The organism is Tersicoccus solisilvae (assembly GCF_014643255.1).
Taxonomy (GTDB): Bacteria; Actinomycetota; Actinomycetes; order Actinomycetales; family Micrococcaceae; genus Tersicoccus; species Tersicoccus solisilvae.
Genome location: NZ_BMJI01000005.1, coordinates 24,568 through 40,009, shown reverse-complemented (window position 1 = coordinate 40,009; position 15,442 = coordinate 24,568). Strand labels below are relative to the sequence as shown.

Annotated in this window: 14 protein-coding genes and 1 other RNA gene; 14 read left to right on the top strand and 1 reads right to left on the bottom strand. The window is 71.9% G+C overall.

All coding sequences use genetic code 11. The features are described 5' to 3' along the window. The first annotated feature begins 9 nt into the window (after window positions 1–9). Window positions 10–465, top strand: a complete 456-nt coding sequence (locus tag IEX22_RS06320; protein WP_229659818.1) for a pilus assembly protein TadG-related protein — start codon at window positions 10–12, stop codon at window positions 463–465. Window positions 466–479: 14 nt separating this feature from the next. Here the strand turns inward: IEX22_RS06320 and IEX22_RS06315 are convergent, their stop codons facing one another. Next, entirely contained in the window at window positions 480–1,691 is a 1,212-nt protein-coding gene (locus IEX22_RS06315) for a glucose-1-phosphate adenylyltransferase family protein (RefSeq protein ID WP_188667489.1), read from the bottom strand. A gap of 117 nt (window positions 1,692–1,808) precedes the next feature. On the opposite strand from IEX22_RS06315, the gene prfB reads away from it, so the two are divergent. The 13 genes from prfB to IEX22_RS06250 all read left to right on the top strand — a co-directional run bounded on the left by prfB (window position 1,809) and on the right by IEX22_RS06250 (window position 15,403). Beyond that, window positions 1,809–2,924 carry a peptide chain release factor 2 gene (gene prfB / locus IEX22_RS06310; protein WP_188667488.1) on the top strand — a complete coding sequence of 372 codons (1,116 nt, stop codon included), beginning with the start codon at window positions 1,809–1,811 and terminating at the stop codon, window positions 2,922–2,924. A 171-nt stretch (window positions 2,925–3,095) separates the two neighbouring features. Further along, on the top strand, window positions 3,096–4,094 hold the full coding sequence (locus IEX22_RS06305; protein ID WP_188667487.1) for an alpha/beta fold hydrolase: 999 nt from the start codon (window positions 3,096–3,098) through the stop codon (window positions 4,092–4,094). Window positions 4,095–4,254: 160 nt separating this feature from the next. Continuing rightward, the gene (gene ftsE / locus IEX22_RS06300; RefSeq protein ID WP_188667486.1) at window positions 4,255–4,944 is read left to right on the top strand and encodes a cell division ATP-binding protein FtsE; all 690 of its coding nucleotides are present in this window, start codon (window positions 4,255–4,257) and stop codon (window positions 4,942–4,944) included. Then, window positions 4,941–5,855, top strand: a complete 915-nt coding sequence (ftsX, locus tag IEX22_RS06295; RefSeq protein WP_188667485.1) for a permease-like cell division protein FtsX — start codon at window positions 4,941–4,943, stop codon at window positions 5,853–5,855. Before ftsE ends, ftsX begins: the two co-directional genes overlap by 4 nt. After that, window positions 5,852–7,288 carry a M23 family metallopeptidase gene (locus IEX22_RS15805; RefSeq protein WP_188667484.1) on the top strand — a complete coding sequence of 479 codons (1,437 nt, stop codon included), beginning with the start codon at window positions 5,852–5,854 and terminating at the stop codon, window positions 7,286–7,288. The genes ftsX and IEX22_RS15805 overlap by 4 nt, the downstream gene beginning before the upstream one ends. A 123-nt stretch (window positions 7,289–7,411) precedes the next feature. After that, a complete protein-coding gene (smpB, locus tag IEX22_RS06285) occupies window positions 7,412–7,894 on the top strand; it encodes an SsrA-binding protein SmpB (RefSeq protein ID WP_188667483.1) in 483 nt (160 codons plus the stop codon). Next, window positions 7,887–8,234 (top strand): hypothetical protein, encoded by a 348-nt coding sequence (locus IEX22_RS06280; protein WP_188667482.1) that lies wholly within the window; start codon window positions 7,887–7,889, stop codon window positions 8,232–8,234. Before smpB ends, IEX22_RS06280 begins: the two co-directional genes overlap by 8 nt. Before the next feature lie 130 nt (window positions 8,235–8,364). Beyond that, window positions 8,365–8,736, top strand: a transfer-messenger RNA (tmRNA) gene (ssrA, locus tag IEX22_RS06275). Window positions 8,737–8,876: 140 nt separating this feature from the next. Beyond that, the gene (locus IEX22_RS06270) at window positions 8,877–9,650 is read left to right on the top strand and encodes a dienelactone hydrolase family protein (RefSeq protein WP_229659817.1); all 774 of its coding nucleotides are present in this window, start codon (window positions 8,877–8,879) and stop codon (window positions 9,648–9,650) included. Between the two features lie 120 nt (window positions 9,651–9,770). Beyond that, complete coding sequence (locus IEX22_RS06265) at window positions 9,771–12,170, top strand: phosphoketolase family protein (RefSeq protein ID WP_188667481.1); 2,400 nt, start codon at window positions 9,771–9,773, stop codon at window positions 12,168–12,170. Between the two features lie 158 nt (window positions 12,171–12,328). Continuing rightward, a complete protein-coding gene (locus IEX22_RS06260; protein WP_188667480.1) occupies window positions 12,329–13,630 on the top strand; it encodes a S1 family peptidase in 1,302 nt (433 codons plus the stop codon). Between the two features lie 123 nt (window positions 13,631–13,753). Beyond that, on the top strand, window positions 13,754–13,969 hold the full coding sequence (locus IEX22_RS06255) for a hypothetical protein (RefSeq protein ID WP_188667479.1): 216 nt from the start codon (window positions 13,754–13,756) through the stop codon (window positions 13,967–13,969). Window positions 13,970–13,996: 27 nt separating this feature from the next. Then, window positions 13,997–15,403, top strand: a complete 1,407-nt coding sequence (locus IEX22_RS06250) for an MFS transporter (protein WP_229659816.1) — start codon at window positions 13,997–13,999, stop codon at window positions 15,401–15,403. Window positions 15,404–15,442: the final 39 nt, after the last annotated feature.

Genomic DNA, 15,442 nt, shown 5'->3' with positions numbered 1-15,442 from the left:
TCACGGGTCGTGGCCTCGGCCCGGTCGCGCGCCGAGGATCGCGAGACCGGCCAGACGACCGTGCTCATCATCGGATTCGTGCTGCTGACCCTGCTCGTCACGAGTGTGGTCGCCGGCGTCACCGCCGTCTACATCGAGCACAAGAAGCTGCTCGCGATCGCCGACTCGGCGGCACTGGCCGCCGCGGACACCTTCGATCTCGCCGGCGACGGCGCCACCACCGCGCCCGTGCCGGTGCTGCGCTCCGACCGGGTCAACGGTGCCGTGCGCGCCTACCTCGACGGGCTCGGCCCGGACGCCGGCGTCGACGGCCTGGCCATCGGCGCCGGAACCGGCACCGCGGACGGCCGGACGGCCCGGATCGAGCTGCACGGGGTGGCGCGCCCTCCACTCGTGACCTTCCTCGTGCCGGACGGCATCCCGGTCACCGCGACGGCTCAGGCGCGCGCGGAACTGCGGCAGTGACGTCCGCGGGCCGGTCAGGCCGGCTCGGGCAGCTGCGCGCCGGCCGGGACGTGCTCGCCGTCACCCACCCGGTGGCGCGCCCCCAGGACGGTGATGCCGGCGTCGCCGTCACCGTCGGTGGCGATCGATCGGCCGGAGTCCGCCTCCCCGACGACCGCGCCCGCGCCGATCCGCACCTGCAGATCGATCAGGGCCGTCTCCACGGTGGCGTCCGCCGCCACCACCACGTCGTCCATCAGCACGGACGAGCGCACCGTCGCGCCCTCCTCGACCACGACGCCGGGCCCGATCACCGAGTCGACCACGGTGCCGCGCACGACGGCGCCGGCGCTGAGCAGGCTGTTCGCCACGGTCGCTCCGGCGGCCACGAACGCCGGCCGCTGCTGCGGTTGGGCCGTGTACATGGGCCACGTCGGGTCCGAGACGTCGAACCCGCCGCCGTGCAGCAGCTCCTGGTGCGCCTCCCAGTAGCTCTCGAGGGTGCCGACGTCGCGCCAGTACCCCTCCAGCCGGTGCTCCGCCACCGTGCCGTGCTCCACCAGGTGGGGGACCAGCGCGTCGCCGTAGTCCTCGAGCCTCCCGTCCCGGTCCAGCAGCATCGCCAGCGTGTCCAGCAGCACGTCGGTGTCGTAGAGGAACACCTCGGTGCCCACCAGCGAGCCCGTCGGTTCGTCCGGCTTGTACGCGAAATCGGTGATGCGCCCGCTCTCGGCCTGCACCACGGAGAACCGGGACACGTCGCCCTCGATCTCGGTGGTCACCATGGTCAGGTCGGCGCCCGCGGCCAGGTGCGTGTCGACGACGTCGCGGTAGTCCAGTCGGTAGAGGTGATCGGCGCTGAGCGTGAGCACGAGGTCCGGCCCGAACTCCCGGATCAGCTCCGCCTGCCGGTGCAGGGAGTCCGCGTTGCCCTCGGCGAAGCCCTCCCCCTCGGCGCCTTCGTACGGCGGCAGCAGCCGCAGCCCGCCGTGCGTGCGGTCCAGGTCCCAGGGCCGCCCGTTGGCCACGTGCTCGTTGAGGAAGTGCGGCTGGAACTGCTCGACCACCCAGACATCCGACACGTCGCTGTGCACGAGATTGGACAGGGGCACGTCGATCAGGTGGTGGGAGCCGGCGAACGGCAGGGCCGGTTTGGCCTTGCCCGCGGTCAGCGGGCCCATCCGGCCACCGGCGCCCCCGGCGAGCAGGACGGCCAGGACGGTGGGGCGGGCTCGGCCGGCACTCATGGGACTCCAGACGGCAGGGGAAGCGGTCCGTCGAGCGTAGCAGCGGCGGTGCCGCGGGACCCCGACGCCGTCGGGCCCACGGGACGGGCGGGTGCGGTGCCGTAGGCTGGTGGCACCATGGCAACCACCGATTTTCCCGCCGAGATCGCCCAGCTCCGCTCCACCTTCGCCAGCATCGAGAACGTCGTCGACGTCGAGAAGGTGCGCGCCGAGATCGCCGAGCTGAGCGAGCAGGCCGGCGCCCCGGACCTCTGGGACGACCCCGATTCCGCCCAGCAGGTCACCAGCAAGCTCTCCCACCGGCAATCGGACCTGGAGCGGGTCGAGAGGCTCGGCTCCCGCATCGACGACCTCGAGGTGCTGGTCGAACTGGCCGGCGAGGAGGACGACGAGGACACCCGCGCCGAGGCCGAGCGGGAGCTCACGTCGATCAAGAAGTCGATGAGCGAACTCGAGGTGGTGACCCTGCTCTCCGGCGAGTACGACGAGCGGGAGGCGGTCGTCACCATCCGCGCGGGCGCCGGCGGCGTCGACGCCGCGGACTTCGCCGAGATGCTGATGCGCATGTACCTGCGCTGGGCCGAACGGCACGGCTACCCGACGTCCGTGCTCGACACCTCGTACGCGGAGGAGGCCGGGCTGAAGTCGGCGACCTTCGAGGTGAAGTCGCCCTACGCGTTCGGCACCCTCTCCGTCGAGGCCGGCACGCACCGGCTGGTGCGGATCAGCCCGTTCGACAACCAGGGCCGGCGGCAGACGTCGTTCGCCGCCGTCGAGGTGATCCCGCTGATCGAGCAGACGGACAGCGTCGAGATCCCCGAGTCCGAGCTCAAGATCGACGTGTTCCGGTCCTCGGGCCCGGGCGGCCAGTCCGTCAACACGACCGACTCCGCGGTGCGCATGACCCACCTGCCCACGGGCATCGTCGTCTCCATGCAGAACGAAAAGTCCCAGATCCAGAACCGGGCCGCCGCGCTGCGCGTCATGCAGTCCCGCCTGTTGCTGCTGAAGAAGGAGCAGGAGGACGCCGAGAAGAAGGCGCTCGCCGGCGACGTCAAGGCCTCCTGGGGCGACCAGATGCGCTCCTACGTGCTCAACCCGTACCAGATGGTCAAGGACCTGCGCACCGAGCACGAGGTGGGCAACACCTCGGCCGTGCTCGACGGCGAGATCGACGACTTCATCGACGCCGGCATCCGCTGGCGCGCCGCCGCCCGCACGGGCGCCGAGTAGCTTCCCGGCGCTCCCGGGCGGGCTGCCGTGACGGTTGTCCCCAACGTCGCGCCCCGTGCGTCGTTCCCGGCCGGCAGAATGGCATGATGGTCCCGTGAGCCGCCGGGGGGCCGGCACTCACGCACCGCCGCGGTGACGCCACCGCGGCCCGAGGGTGGGAAACAGAGGACCATGGATCCGTTCCTGATGCGGTCGTACCACCAGGACCGGGTCGCCGTGCGCGGCGGCGACCTGACGGTCGGGGTGTGGGATCCCGTGCGCGCCCCCGGCACCGACACCCCGGATGACGCTCCGTCGGTGTCCACGGAACCTGCGGCCGGGTACACCGCCGTCGAACCGCCCGCCGCACCGACCGTCGGTGCGGCACCCGCCCGCACCGTCCTGCTGCTGCACGGGGTGACCGGCACCCACCAGATGTTCCGTGCCTTTGCCGAGCGACTCGACGACTACCGGGTGCTCGCCCCCGACCTGCGCGGCCGCGGTCAGAGCTATCACCTGCTCGGGCCGTACGGGATGACCGCGCACGCCGACGACCTGGCCATCGTGCTGGACCAGGAGGACGCGGAGGACGTCGTCGTCGTCGGCCACTCGATGGGGGCACTCGCGGCGCTCGTGCTCGCGCACCGGTACCCGGAGCGCATCCGCGCCCTGCTGCTCGTGGACATGTGGCTGCCGCGGCTCGCGTCCGCGGCCGAGGACCTCGACGCGACGGTGCAGCAGATCTTCGCCCCGCTGCTCGCCCCGGTCGAACGCACCTACACCTCCGTCGAGGAGTATCGCCGGATCTGGTCGGAGTCCGGCCGGTTCGGCACCCCGCCCTCCGCGGACGCGACGGCGGCCCTCGACTACGCACTGCACGGCGACGCGCCGTCCCTCGCGATCCGGGTGCAGCAGCGGGCCGCCTGGGAGGACGCTCGCGAGATCGTCGGGGCGGAGGACGTGCTGGCCGCGCTGAACGGTCTCACCCACCCCGCCCGCGTGATCTGGCACCGCACCGGCCACGCCGAGGACGCCGCCGCCTGGGACGTCGAGGGGGCCGCCCAGTCCTGGGCCGACCTGCTGCCCACCCTGACCGCCACCGAGTACCCCTCCGACGGGCGGATCCCGCTGTTCACCGAGGACGGCATCGCCCGCATGCGCGCCGCCGTCGACGAGCTCGCCGACGGCTGACCACCGTCCCGCGTGACCGGCCGCGGGACGCCGGGCGACACGCCGCACCGGCTGACCGGGCGGCGACGGCCCCCGCCCTACACTCGAACCGCCGAGGCTCCTGTTCCCAGGTACGGTCCCGCCTCGGTGCCACGGGGCGGGCCGGGAGCAGCATGCGCGCATGATCCGATTCGACAACGTCGCCAAGGTCTACGACGACACGTCCCGTCCTGCCCTCGACGGCATCACCACCGAGATCGACCGTGGTGCGTTCACCTTCCTGGTGGGCGCCTCCGGGTCCGGCAAGTCCACGTTCATCCGGCTCGTGCTCAAGGAGGAGGCGCCGTCCCGCGGTGCCGTCTACGTGGCCGGCCAGAACGTCTCCGTGATCGCGCCGTGGCGTGTGCCCCGCTTCCGCCGCGGCATCGGCGTCGTGTTCCAGGACTTCCGGTTGCTGCCGGGCAAGACGGTGTTCGGCAACGTCGCGTTCGCCATGCAGGTGCTCGGCCGCAGCCGCACGGCGATCAAGCAGACCGTGCCGGCCGTGCTGGAGACGGTGGGCCTGCGCGGCAAGGACGGCCGGTACCCGCACGAGCTCTCCGGCGGCGAGCAGCAGCGCGTCGCGATCGCCCGCGCCGTCGTCAACCGGCCCGCCATCCTGCTCGCCGACGAGCCGACCGGCAACCTCGACCCCGCCACCTCGATGGACATCATGCGGGTCCTCGACCGGATCAACCAGAACGGGACCACTGTGGTGATGGCCACGCACGACGGGCTGATCGTCAACGAGATGCGGCGCCGCGTGATCGAACTCGATCACGGCGCCATCGTCCGGGACGACGCCGCGGGAATCTACGAGGGTGCCCGATGAGGGCCGCCTTCATCCTCGGCGAGATCGGCCACGGCCTGCGCCGCAACCTCACCATGGTCATCTCGATCGTGCTGGTCACGTTCGTCTCCCTCACCTTCGTCGGTGCCGCTGCCCTGCTGCAGATGCAGATCAACCAGATGAAGGGGTACTGGTACGACAAGGTCGAGATCTCCCTCTTCCTCTGCCAGGAGGGGTCCGTCTCCCCGAGCTGCTCCTCCGGGGCGGTCACGGAGCAGCAGCGGGAGGCCATCGCCGCCCAGCTGCAGTCGCCGACCTTCGCCCCCTACGTCGCCTCCGCCCACTACGAGTCCTCCGACGAGGCGTTCACCCACTTCCGGGAACAGTTCGAGAACTCCCCGATCGTGGACACCGTGACCGCGGACCAGTTGCCGTCCTCGTTCCGGATCCAGCTCAAGGACCCCACCACGTTCGACGTGATCCGCGAGGGCTTCTCGTCCACGCCCGGCGTCGACACGGTCAACGATCAGCGCGAACTGCTCGACCCGCTGTTCTCGAAGCTGAATCAGGCCTCGGTCTTCGCCCTGGTGACCGCGGGCATCATGATCGTCTGCGCGGTCCTGCTGATCGCCACGACCATCCGCCTCTCCGCGTTCAGCCGCCGCCGGGAGACCGGCATCATGCGGCTCGTGGGCGCGCCCACGTCGGTGATCCAGCTGCCGTTCGTCCTCGAGGGCATCATCGCGGCGACCGTCGGTGCCGTCCTCGCGTCGGCGGCCCTGTGGGCGTTCACCCGCTTCTACGTCGAGGACTACCTCAGCCGGGAGAGCCAGGACCTGGCGTTCATCTCCGCCGGCGACGCGCTGATCGTCGCGCCCGCCCTGATCCTGCTCGGCGTCGTCCTGGCCGGGGCGTCCTCCGTGCTGACCCTGCGCCGCTACCTGAAGGTATGACCGTGACCCCGTCGACATCCCCGGCTCGGCCGGGTTGCCCGTCCCGTCGGTCCGCTCGCTGGGCCGGCCTGACCGCCGCGGCCGTGCTGGCCGCCGGCCTGGTCGCCGTCGCGCCCGCCACCGCCGACGACCTCGACGACCGGCAGTCCGCGCTCGAGCAGGAGGCGCACGAGGTCGGGGAGGCAATGGAGAGCCTCGACGCGAGCATCACGCGCTCCATCGCGCAGCTGCGCGTCTACCAGAAGCAGCTGCCCGGCGCCCGGACCGCCCTCGCCGACGCGCAGGCCCGGGTTGCGACCGCCGTGCGCGACGTCGAGTCCCAGTCCGCGCGGCTCACGCTGGCCGAGCAGTCGAAGGCCGACCTCGACCGGCAGCTGCAGGGCGATCGGGAGGCGGCGGAGAAGACCCGCCGGGCCATCGGGGCCATCGCGGCGCAGGCCTACAAGAACGGCGGTCTGTCCAGCAACGTGTCCCTGATGCTCGGCTCGGGCAGCTCCGCCGACCTGTCCGACAGCATCCGGCTCGCCGACGCGGCCCTGCGCAGTCAGAGCACGGTGCTCAGCACCTGGACCCAGCAGCAGGCGACCGACCAGAACGCGGCGGCCCGGTTGGCGGCGGTCGAGGAGGAGATCTCCCGGCTCAAGGCGCGCGCCGAGTCAGCCCTCGACGCCGAGCAGGCCGCCCGGGACGCCGCCGCCGCGCGCAAGGCGGCCGTGGACCGGCTGGTCGCCGACAGCGCGACCCTGACCGGCCAGCTGCAGGCGAAGAAGCCCGAGATCAGCCGCCGCCTGGCCCGGGTCGAGGCGGACCAGGCACAGGTCCGCAACCAGATCGCCGAGCGGCAGCGCCGGGAGCTCGAGGCGGCCCGCCAGCGCGCCGCCGCGGAAGCCGCCGCCCGCGCCGCCGCCGAGGCAGCCGCCCGGCAGCGCGCGGCGGCCGCGGCCGCCGCGGCAAGCGCCGTCCTGCCGCCGGCGCCGGTGGTCAGCACCCCGGACCCCGCGCCACCGAGCTCGTCCGGGTTCATCCATCCGGTGCCCGCCGGCGTGCCCATCACCTCCCCGTACGGCCTGCGCCCCGTGCCGGAGGGCACCATCGACTTCCTGGGTACGGGCTCCTACCTGCACACGGGCCTGGACTTCGGCGCCGCCTGCGGCACGCCGCTGCTCGCACCGGCGGACGGCGAGGTGATGTTCGCGGACGGGGCCGTGCCGACCGGCGGCAACCGGATCGTGCTCACCCACGGGGTGATCGGCGGCAATGCCGTCTCGACGATGTACTACCACCTGACCTCGTCCGTGGTGCATCCGGGACAGCGGGTCAAGCAGGGCCAGACGATCGGCTACACCGGCACCACCGGCAACTCGACCGGCTGCCACCTGCATTTCGAGGTCATGGTCAACGGCTCGCTCGTGGACCCCGCGCCGTACCTCTGAGGGACTGCGGGGTCGGCCGCGTACAATGGTGAGCCGCCCACCGGGCGGAGGCGGCCGGGCCGGCCGCCGCACCATCCCATCGCACCGCCTCCCCGGCGTCGTGCGCGCAGGCAGGAGGAAGCCGTGCCCCAGGACCGTGGCGCCGACGGTGTCAAGACGGTGGCGAGCAACCGCAAGGCCCGGCACGACTACCTGATCTCCGACACGTTCGAGGCGGGCCTCGTGCTGCAGGGCACCGAGGTGAAGTCGCTGCGCGAGGGGCACGCCAACCTGACCGACGGGTACGCCGTCTTCTACAACGATGAACTGTGGCTCGAGGGCGTCCACATCCCCGAGTACAGCCAGGGCAGCTGGACCAACCACACGGCTCGCCGTCGTCGCAAGCTGCTGCTGCATCGCGAGCAGTTGATCAAGATCTCGCAGAAGACCCGGGAGTCCGGGTTCACCATCGTGCCGCTCTCCCTCTACTTCGTGGGCGGGCGCGCGAAGGTCGAGATCGGCATCGGCCGCGGCAAGCGCGACTACGACAAGCGGCAGTCGCTGCGCGAGGCCCAGGACAAGCGGGAAGCCGCCCGCGAGATGCGGCAGCGCAATCGCCGTGGCTGACCGCCGCCCCGGTCGGCCCGCCGGCCGCGGCACGGAGGTCCCCGCGGTCGGGTCGCCGATGCCGTGGTGGACGACGACGATGATCGTGCTCGACCTGATCTGGCTGGCTTTCACGCTGCTCGGCACCGCGGTCGTCTTCGCGCTGGCGTCCTTCGTGGATCCGACGTGGACCTGGTACCTGCTGATCGTCCTCGTGATCGCCGCCTACGCGGCCTTCGTCACGGTTCCCCTCAGCGCGGTGCTCGTCATCGTGCTGATCCGGCAACGCCGCTGGCCGTGGCTGCTCGTGCCGGCCCTCGTGATCGGCGCCGTCGTCGTGGGGATGATCGCCGTCACCTGAGCACAGCGGTCGCGCGCACACGGCCGGCGGGAAGACGTGAGGGCCTCGATGCGTTATGCTCAGTGGTCCGGACGCGTTCCGGGCATCGCGTCGCGACGGGGTTCCCGTCGAGGCGGTTGGCAATTGCATAGGGGATGACAGGTTTCGACGATGTGAGTCGCGACAGGGGAAGCGGGCCGAGGATGCAGGGTCATCTCGTCAACGCTCTCTGCAAACCAATAAGTGCCAATTCTAAGCGCACTGACTTCGCTCTCGCTGCCTGAGCAGCCAGAATGAGTCCGTCAGCCCGGGGGTGCTCCCGCCCCGGTGACTGGCGTCGATTAGGGAGCCACTGCCCTCAGTCCAGGCCGCAGGGACTGAGGGGACACTGATGCGGCTGGGCCCGGGTCAGCCACCTGTCTGCAGGATGGCTGGGGCCGAGTAACACCCGACGCAGACTGCGCCCGGAGAAGTCCTGACAACACCACATCGGACGGGGGTTCGATTCCCCCCATCTCCACTCATCCCATACGTCACCCGCCTCGCTGGGTCGACGCTACGGCCACGGGCCGGCACCCTCGGGTGCCGGCCCGTTGTCGTCCCGGCCCGGTGCCGCGGGCACGTCGACCCGTGCGGCCATGGCCGCGTTCTACACTCGGCACCATGCCGATGATCGAGCTGACCAGCACCGACACCACGCGCGAGGGGGGCTCGAACCCCGTCCCCGCCTATGTCGCCGAGCCCGGCCCGGGAGCCACCGTGCGTGGTGGCCTGGTGCTGATCGAGGAGATCTGGGGCGTCAACGACCACATCACCGATGTCGCGAACCGGCTCGCCGCCGAGGGCTATCTCGTCGTCGCGCCGGAGATCCTCGCCCTCGGCGTCGACCTCGAGGAGGCCGCCGAGCTCGGCCGGATCCGTGCGCACGGCACCGACGAGGAGCGCCACGACAGCCAGCCCCGGTTCCGGGAACTGCTCGCGCCCACGCACTCGCCGGAGTTCGCCGGCGCCGCGATCACCGCCCTGCGGTCCGCCGTCGGCCGCCTGCTCGCCGATGAGCGCGTCGACGGCCGCGTCGGCGTCGTCGGCTTCTGCTTCGGCGGCACCTACAGTCTCGCCCTGGCCGCCGCGGACGACCGGCTGCGCGCCGCGGTCAGCTGGTACGGCGCCCCGCTGGACGCCGACGACCTGAGCGGCGTGCGCTGCCCGGTCCTGGCCTTCTACGGCGCCGAGGACGAGCACGTGACCGCGAGCCGGCCGGCGGTGGAACAGGCGCTGGGCGAGACCGGCACCCCGTTCGAGGGGATCGTCTATCCCGACGCCGGCCACGCGTTCTTCAACGACACCAACCCCCTGGCCTACCGGGCGAGCCCCGCCGCCGACTCCTGGCGGAGGGCGCTGGCCTTCCTCGCGGCGCACCTGCAGCAGACCGGCTGAGCTCGCCCTGAGGTGAGCGTGCGGCCACCGCCCGACGGTCCGTATGCTGATGACCGGGTCGGCGGTAGCCCGCGCCGACCCGCACCCGCCTGACGCCCGGCCGAGACCCCGGGAGGGACCATGGCCACCGACCAGCACCTGTCCGCCATCGACGCCTGGTGGCGCGCCGCCAACTACCTGTCCGTCGGCCAGCTCTACCTGCGGCAGAACGCCCTGCTGCGCCGGCCCCTGGAGAGCCGCGACATCAAGCGGCGCCTGCTCGGGCACTGGGGCACCACCCCGGGCCTGACCTTCGTCTACGCGCACCTGAACCGGGTGATCACCCAGCGGGAGCAGGACATGCTGCTGATCGCCGGGCCCGGCCACGGCGGACCCGCCCTCGTCGCCGGCACCTGGCTCGAGGGCACCTACTCCGAGACGTACGGCGACATCACCCGGGACGAGGCCGGGATGGACCGGCTCGTGCGGCAGTTCTCCTACCCGGGCGGCATCCCGTCCCACGCCGCGCCGGAGACCCCGGGTTCCATCAACGAGGGCGGCGAGCTCGGCTACAGCCTCGCCCACGGGTTCGGCGCGGTCCTGGACAACCCCGGGCTGGTGGCGGCGGTGGTCGTCGGCGACGGGGAGGCCGAGACCGGGGCCCTGTCCGGCAGCTGGGACGCGCACGTGTTCCTGGATCCCCGGCGCGACGGCGCCGTGCTGCCGATCCTGCACCTGAACGGCTGGAAGATCGCCAACCCCACCATCCTCGCGCGGATGCCGCAGGATCAACTCGAGCAACGGCTGCGCGGTCACGGGTACGAGCCGTTCGTCGTCACGGTCGACGACCCGGACGCCACCGACGCCGCGCACCGCGACTTCGCCGCCGCGCTCGACGCGTGCCTGGACCGGATCGCCGCGATCCAGGCTCGGGCCCGCGAGGGCGCGCCGGCGGACGCGGTCACGCCCGGGGACGAGGCGCGGCGCGAACCGTGGCCGATGATCGTGCTGCGCAGCCCGAAGGGGTGGACCGGCCCGGCCGAGGTGGACGGCAAGCCGGTCGAGGGAACGTGGCGTGCCCATCAGATCCCCCTGACGGTCGCGCCGGACGACGACGCGGCCCGGGAGCGGCTGACCGCCTGGCTGCGCTCCTACCGGCCCGAGGAACTGTTCGACGAGCAGGGCAGGCCGCGAGACGCGGTCACCACACTGAATCCCGCGGGGGACCGGAGACTCGGCGCCACCCCGTTCGCCAACGGCGGTCGGCTGCTCGCGCCGCTGCGGCTGCCGGCGTGGCAGGGCACCGGGGTCGCCGTCGCCGAACCCGGCCGGCAGCGCGACAGCCCCATGGCCACCCTCGGCACCTGGCTGGCCGAGGTGATCCGCGCCAACCCGGAGACCTTCCGCCTGTTCGGGCCGGACGAGACCGCCTCCAACCGCCTGCAGAACGTGTTCACGGCGACCGACAAGGCGTGGAACGCGACGGTGCTGCCGGTGGACGAGCACCTGGCCCCGGACGGCCGGGTGATCGAGGTGCTCAGCGAGCACCTGTGCCAGGGCCTGCTCGAGGGTTACCTGCTGACCGGGCGGCACGGCGTCTTCGACTGCTACGAGGCGTTCGTCCACATCGTGGACTCCATGTTCAACCAGCACGCCAAGTGGCTGAAGGTGCACCAGCGCCTGCCGTGGCGCCGGCCGATCGCCTCCTTCACCTACCTGCTCTCGTCCCACGTCTGGCAGCAGGACCACAACGGCTTCTCCCACCAGGACCCGGGCTTCATCGACCACGCGGTCAACAAGTCCGCCGACGTCGTGCGGGTGTACCTGCCGCCGGACACCAACACGCTGCTGTGCACCATGGACCACTGCCTGCGCAGCCAGGACCGCATCAACATCGTCGTCAGCGGCAAGCACCCGTCCCTGACCTGGCTCGGTCCCGAGGCGGCAGCCCACCACTGCGCCCGGGGCCTGGGCGTGTGGGACTTCGCAGGCACCGAGCGGCCGGGGGAGCAGCCCGACGTGGTGCTGGCCTGCGCCGGTGACGTGCCCACGATCGAGACGGTCGCGGCCGCCCAGCTGCTCGCGCACCACGTCCCGGAGCTGGCGGTGCGAGTGGTCAACGTCGTGGACCTGATGCGGCTGATCGACGACCGGTCCCACCCGCACGGCCTGTCGGACGCCGACTTCGACGGCATCTTCACCGAGGACAGGCCCGTGATCTTCGCCTACCACGGCTACGCGTCCCTGATCCACCGGCTCACGTACAAGCGCGCCAACCACGCCGGCCTGCACGTGCGCGGCTACCACGAGGAGGGCACGACGACGACGCCGTTCGACATGGCCCTGCTCAACGGGATCGACCGCTACCAGCTGGTGATCGACGTGATCGACCGGGTGCCCGCCCTGCACGGGACCCGCACGGTGCTGCGGCAGCGGCTCATGGACGCCCAATTGGCGGCCCGCGAGTACACCCGCGAGGTCGGCGACGACCCGGACCACATCACCGGCTGGTCGCTCGCGGCCGACCCGGTGCTGCCGTGAGGTAACTCAGCTCTGGCTGATCGCCGGCCGTCGATCTAGACTGCGGTCGGCGGCTCAGCGGGATTCTTCTTCTCCCTTCGGATCCTGCCGGCCGTGGCATCCCACGGGTGCCAGCGCGCTGGGGGGCGTTCGACGGCGCGGCAGAAGGACGGCACGTCATGACCACCTCCGGTTACGGACGATGGGTGGCAGCGCCATTCGTCCTGGGCTTGATCGCGCTGCCGCTGTCAAGCTGCACCCAGCCCACGGCCGGTCCGACGGTGACCGTTCAGGCGCCGCCACCTGCGCAGTCCCAGCCGCAGCAGGCGCAATCCCAGCAGTCCGGATCGACCACCACATCGAGCCCTGCGGCGACCCCGCCCGCCGCGACCCCGCCGGTGGCCTCGGGCGCTCCCGTCGTGGGTCCTACCCCGCCGGTCCCGCCCGCAGATCCGACCTGGGCCGACGTCTACTCGAAGGTCAAGAGCGGCGTTGCGCTGATCGAGGTCACGACGTGTGACGGGGGAGGGCATGGCACCGGCTTCGTGGTCGGCCCGAATCTCGTCATGACGGCGGCTCACGTGGTTGACGGGCAGACGGCGATCTCGGTGAGTCTGCCGGGTGGGGTCTCGTCGGCGCAGGTGATCGGGTTTGATCCCGGTGACGACCTGGCCCTGCTGCGCCTGGACGACGCGGTTCAGGGCTACCGGTTCGCAGTCCAGCAGGCGCTGCCCTCGGTCGCGTCGGATGTGGCGACCATTGGGTTCCCTCTCGGCGCCGAGATGACCTTCACCGAGGGAAGGGTCAGCACGGTCAACGCCGAGATCGACGGAGTGTCCGGGCTGATCAAGACCGACACGGCGATCAACCACGGCAACAGCGGCGGTCCCCTTCTCGACAACAAGGGCCGCGTCGTCGGTGTCGTCGTCAGCAAGGTGACACAGGACTCCAACGGAGACGCCGCCGAGGGCATCGCTTACGCGGTGAACCCGTTGCGGGCGGTATCCCGCCTTGCCGAGTGGCGCGACCGCACCACCGCTCTTGCACCGGACAGCTGCTCTACCGATGGCGGGGGCGCGGCAACCTCAGCTGACGTCGACGTGACGATCGAGTCCTCCGACCCCAGCGCGGCATCCATCGCTCAGACCCTTCAGATCTATGGCCAGGCCATCAATCGGGGGGCCTACGAGACCGCCTTCGACGTGTACACAACTGACACCCAGCAACAATTGCACGGCCTCGACACCTGGAAGGCCGGACTGGACTCCGTCTTCTGGCGGTCACTCGTGTTGACGGAGGTCCGGGACCCCGTCGGAGACAGGATCCACGCGGACGTCACCGTGCAGACCCAGCAGGACACCTCCGTCGGTCGCAACGGCCAGACCTGCTCGATCTGGACGTTCGACTACACGATGGTCTGGACAGGCACGGACTGGAAGATCGAGAAGGCTGACGCCGGGGCTCCCGCGGCGTGCTCGTAGGGGAATGCGTTCGTCGGTCGGTCTCGATGCGGCTCGTTGTCGCCACGGCTGCTGCCGTGAGGGAAGGACCGGGCCGGTCCCGGCCCCGGCGAGCCGCACCGCGGCCGGGCCTACACTGGGCCCGTGAGCTGGACCGACCGCCGGCCGCCGTGGTTGCCGCCGATCCCGCCCCCGCACCCGGGGCGGTGGCTGATCGTGACCGGCCTGATCATCCTGGCCGCGGCCTTCGTGTTCATCCTGGTGATGACGGTGATCGGGGGCACGCACACGCTCTACACGCTGCTCGCCATCCTGGTCGGGCTGGCCTTCCTGCTCGGCGGACTGCTGCGCCGTCGCTGAGGACGCCCACCGGCGTACGCTGACGCTGTGACGGACGGCGCCGGCGGGCGGGAGCGAGCCACGCCCGTGCAGCGGCGGGTCCTGACCGTGGCTATCCTCGCCTCCTTCATCGCCGTCCTCGACGGTTTCGTCGTCAACCTCGCGCTGCCCGCCCTGGCCCGCGAGCTCGGCGGCGGGCTGACCGCGCAGCAGTGGGTGGTCGACGCGTACCTGCTCACCCTCGGCGCCTTCATCCTGCTCGCGGGGGCGATCTCCGACGTCGTGGGCCGCGGCCGGATCCTGCAACTGGGCCTGTGGGGGTTCGGGGTCACGTCCCTGCTGTGCGCGGCGGCCCCGGACCCGGGGCTGCTGGTCGCCGGGCGGGCGCTGCAGGGCGTGTGCGGCGCCATGCTGGTACCCAGCGCCCTGTCGCTGATCATGGCGCACTTCGACGGCCCCCGTCAGGCCGCGGCGATCGGCACCTGGACCGCGTCCACCGGGGCGGCGACCGTCGTCGCGCCCCTGATCGGCGGCCTGGCGGTCGACCTGATCGGCTGGCGGGTGATCTTCGTCGTCAATGTCCTGCCGATCGGCGTCTGCCTGGCCCTGCTGCCCGCGCTGCTGCGCGCCGACCGGCGGCGGCCGGACGCCCGCATCGACGTCCTCGGCGGTGCCCTCACGGTCGCCGGACTCGGCGGCCTCGTGTTCGCGCTGATCGAGGCCGGCCGACTGGGGTGGGCCCACCCGCTCGTGCTCGGTTCCGCCGTCGTCGGCGTCGCCGGGCTGGTGGGACTGGTCCGGCACGAACGGCGCACCCCGGCTCCGATGATCCCGCCGGACCTGCTGCGGATCCGGAACGTGGCCTGGGGCAACGCCGCCACCTTCGGCATCTACGGGGCGCTGGGGCTCAGCTCCCTCGTGCTCACCCTCTACCTGCAGCAGGTGGCGGGGCTGGGGGCGACGACCGCCGGGTTGGCGACCCTGCCGACGACGGTGCTGCTCATCGTCTTCTCCGCACCCGTGGGCAGGCTCGCGGGCCGGCTGGGCGCCCGGTGGTTCATGACGGCGGGCCCGCTTCTGGCCGCCCTGGGGCACGTGCTGATGCTGCGCGTCGGCGCGGAGCTGAACTACCCGACCGACCTGCTGCCGGGGGTGCTGCTGTTCGGCGCGGGGCTGGCCGTCACGGTCGCCCCGCTGACCTCGGCCATCCTCGGTGCCGTGCCGCCGGACGTCGCCGGCGTCGGCTCGGCGATCAACAACGCGGTCGCACGCATCGCGGGTCTGGTCACCACGGCGACGGCCGGGCTGGTGATCGGCGGCAGCCTCGACACGGCGGCGCTGCACCGGGTCCTGCTCGTGTGCGCGGCACTGCTGGCCACCGGGGCGCTGCTCTCGGCGGTCGGCATCCGGACGCCGTCGCCGGCGACGGGGCCCGCCGACGTGCCGCGGGCCTGACACCCGTTCCCGGCCCCCGCCCACCTGACATCATGGACG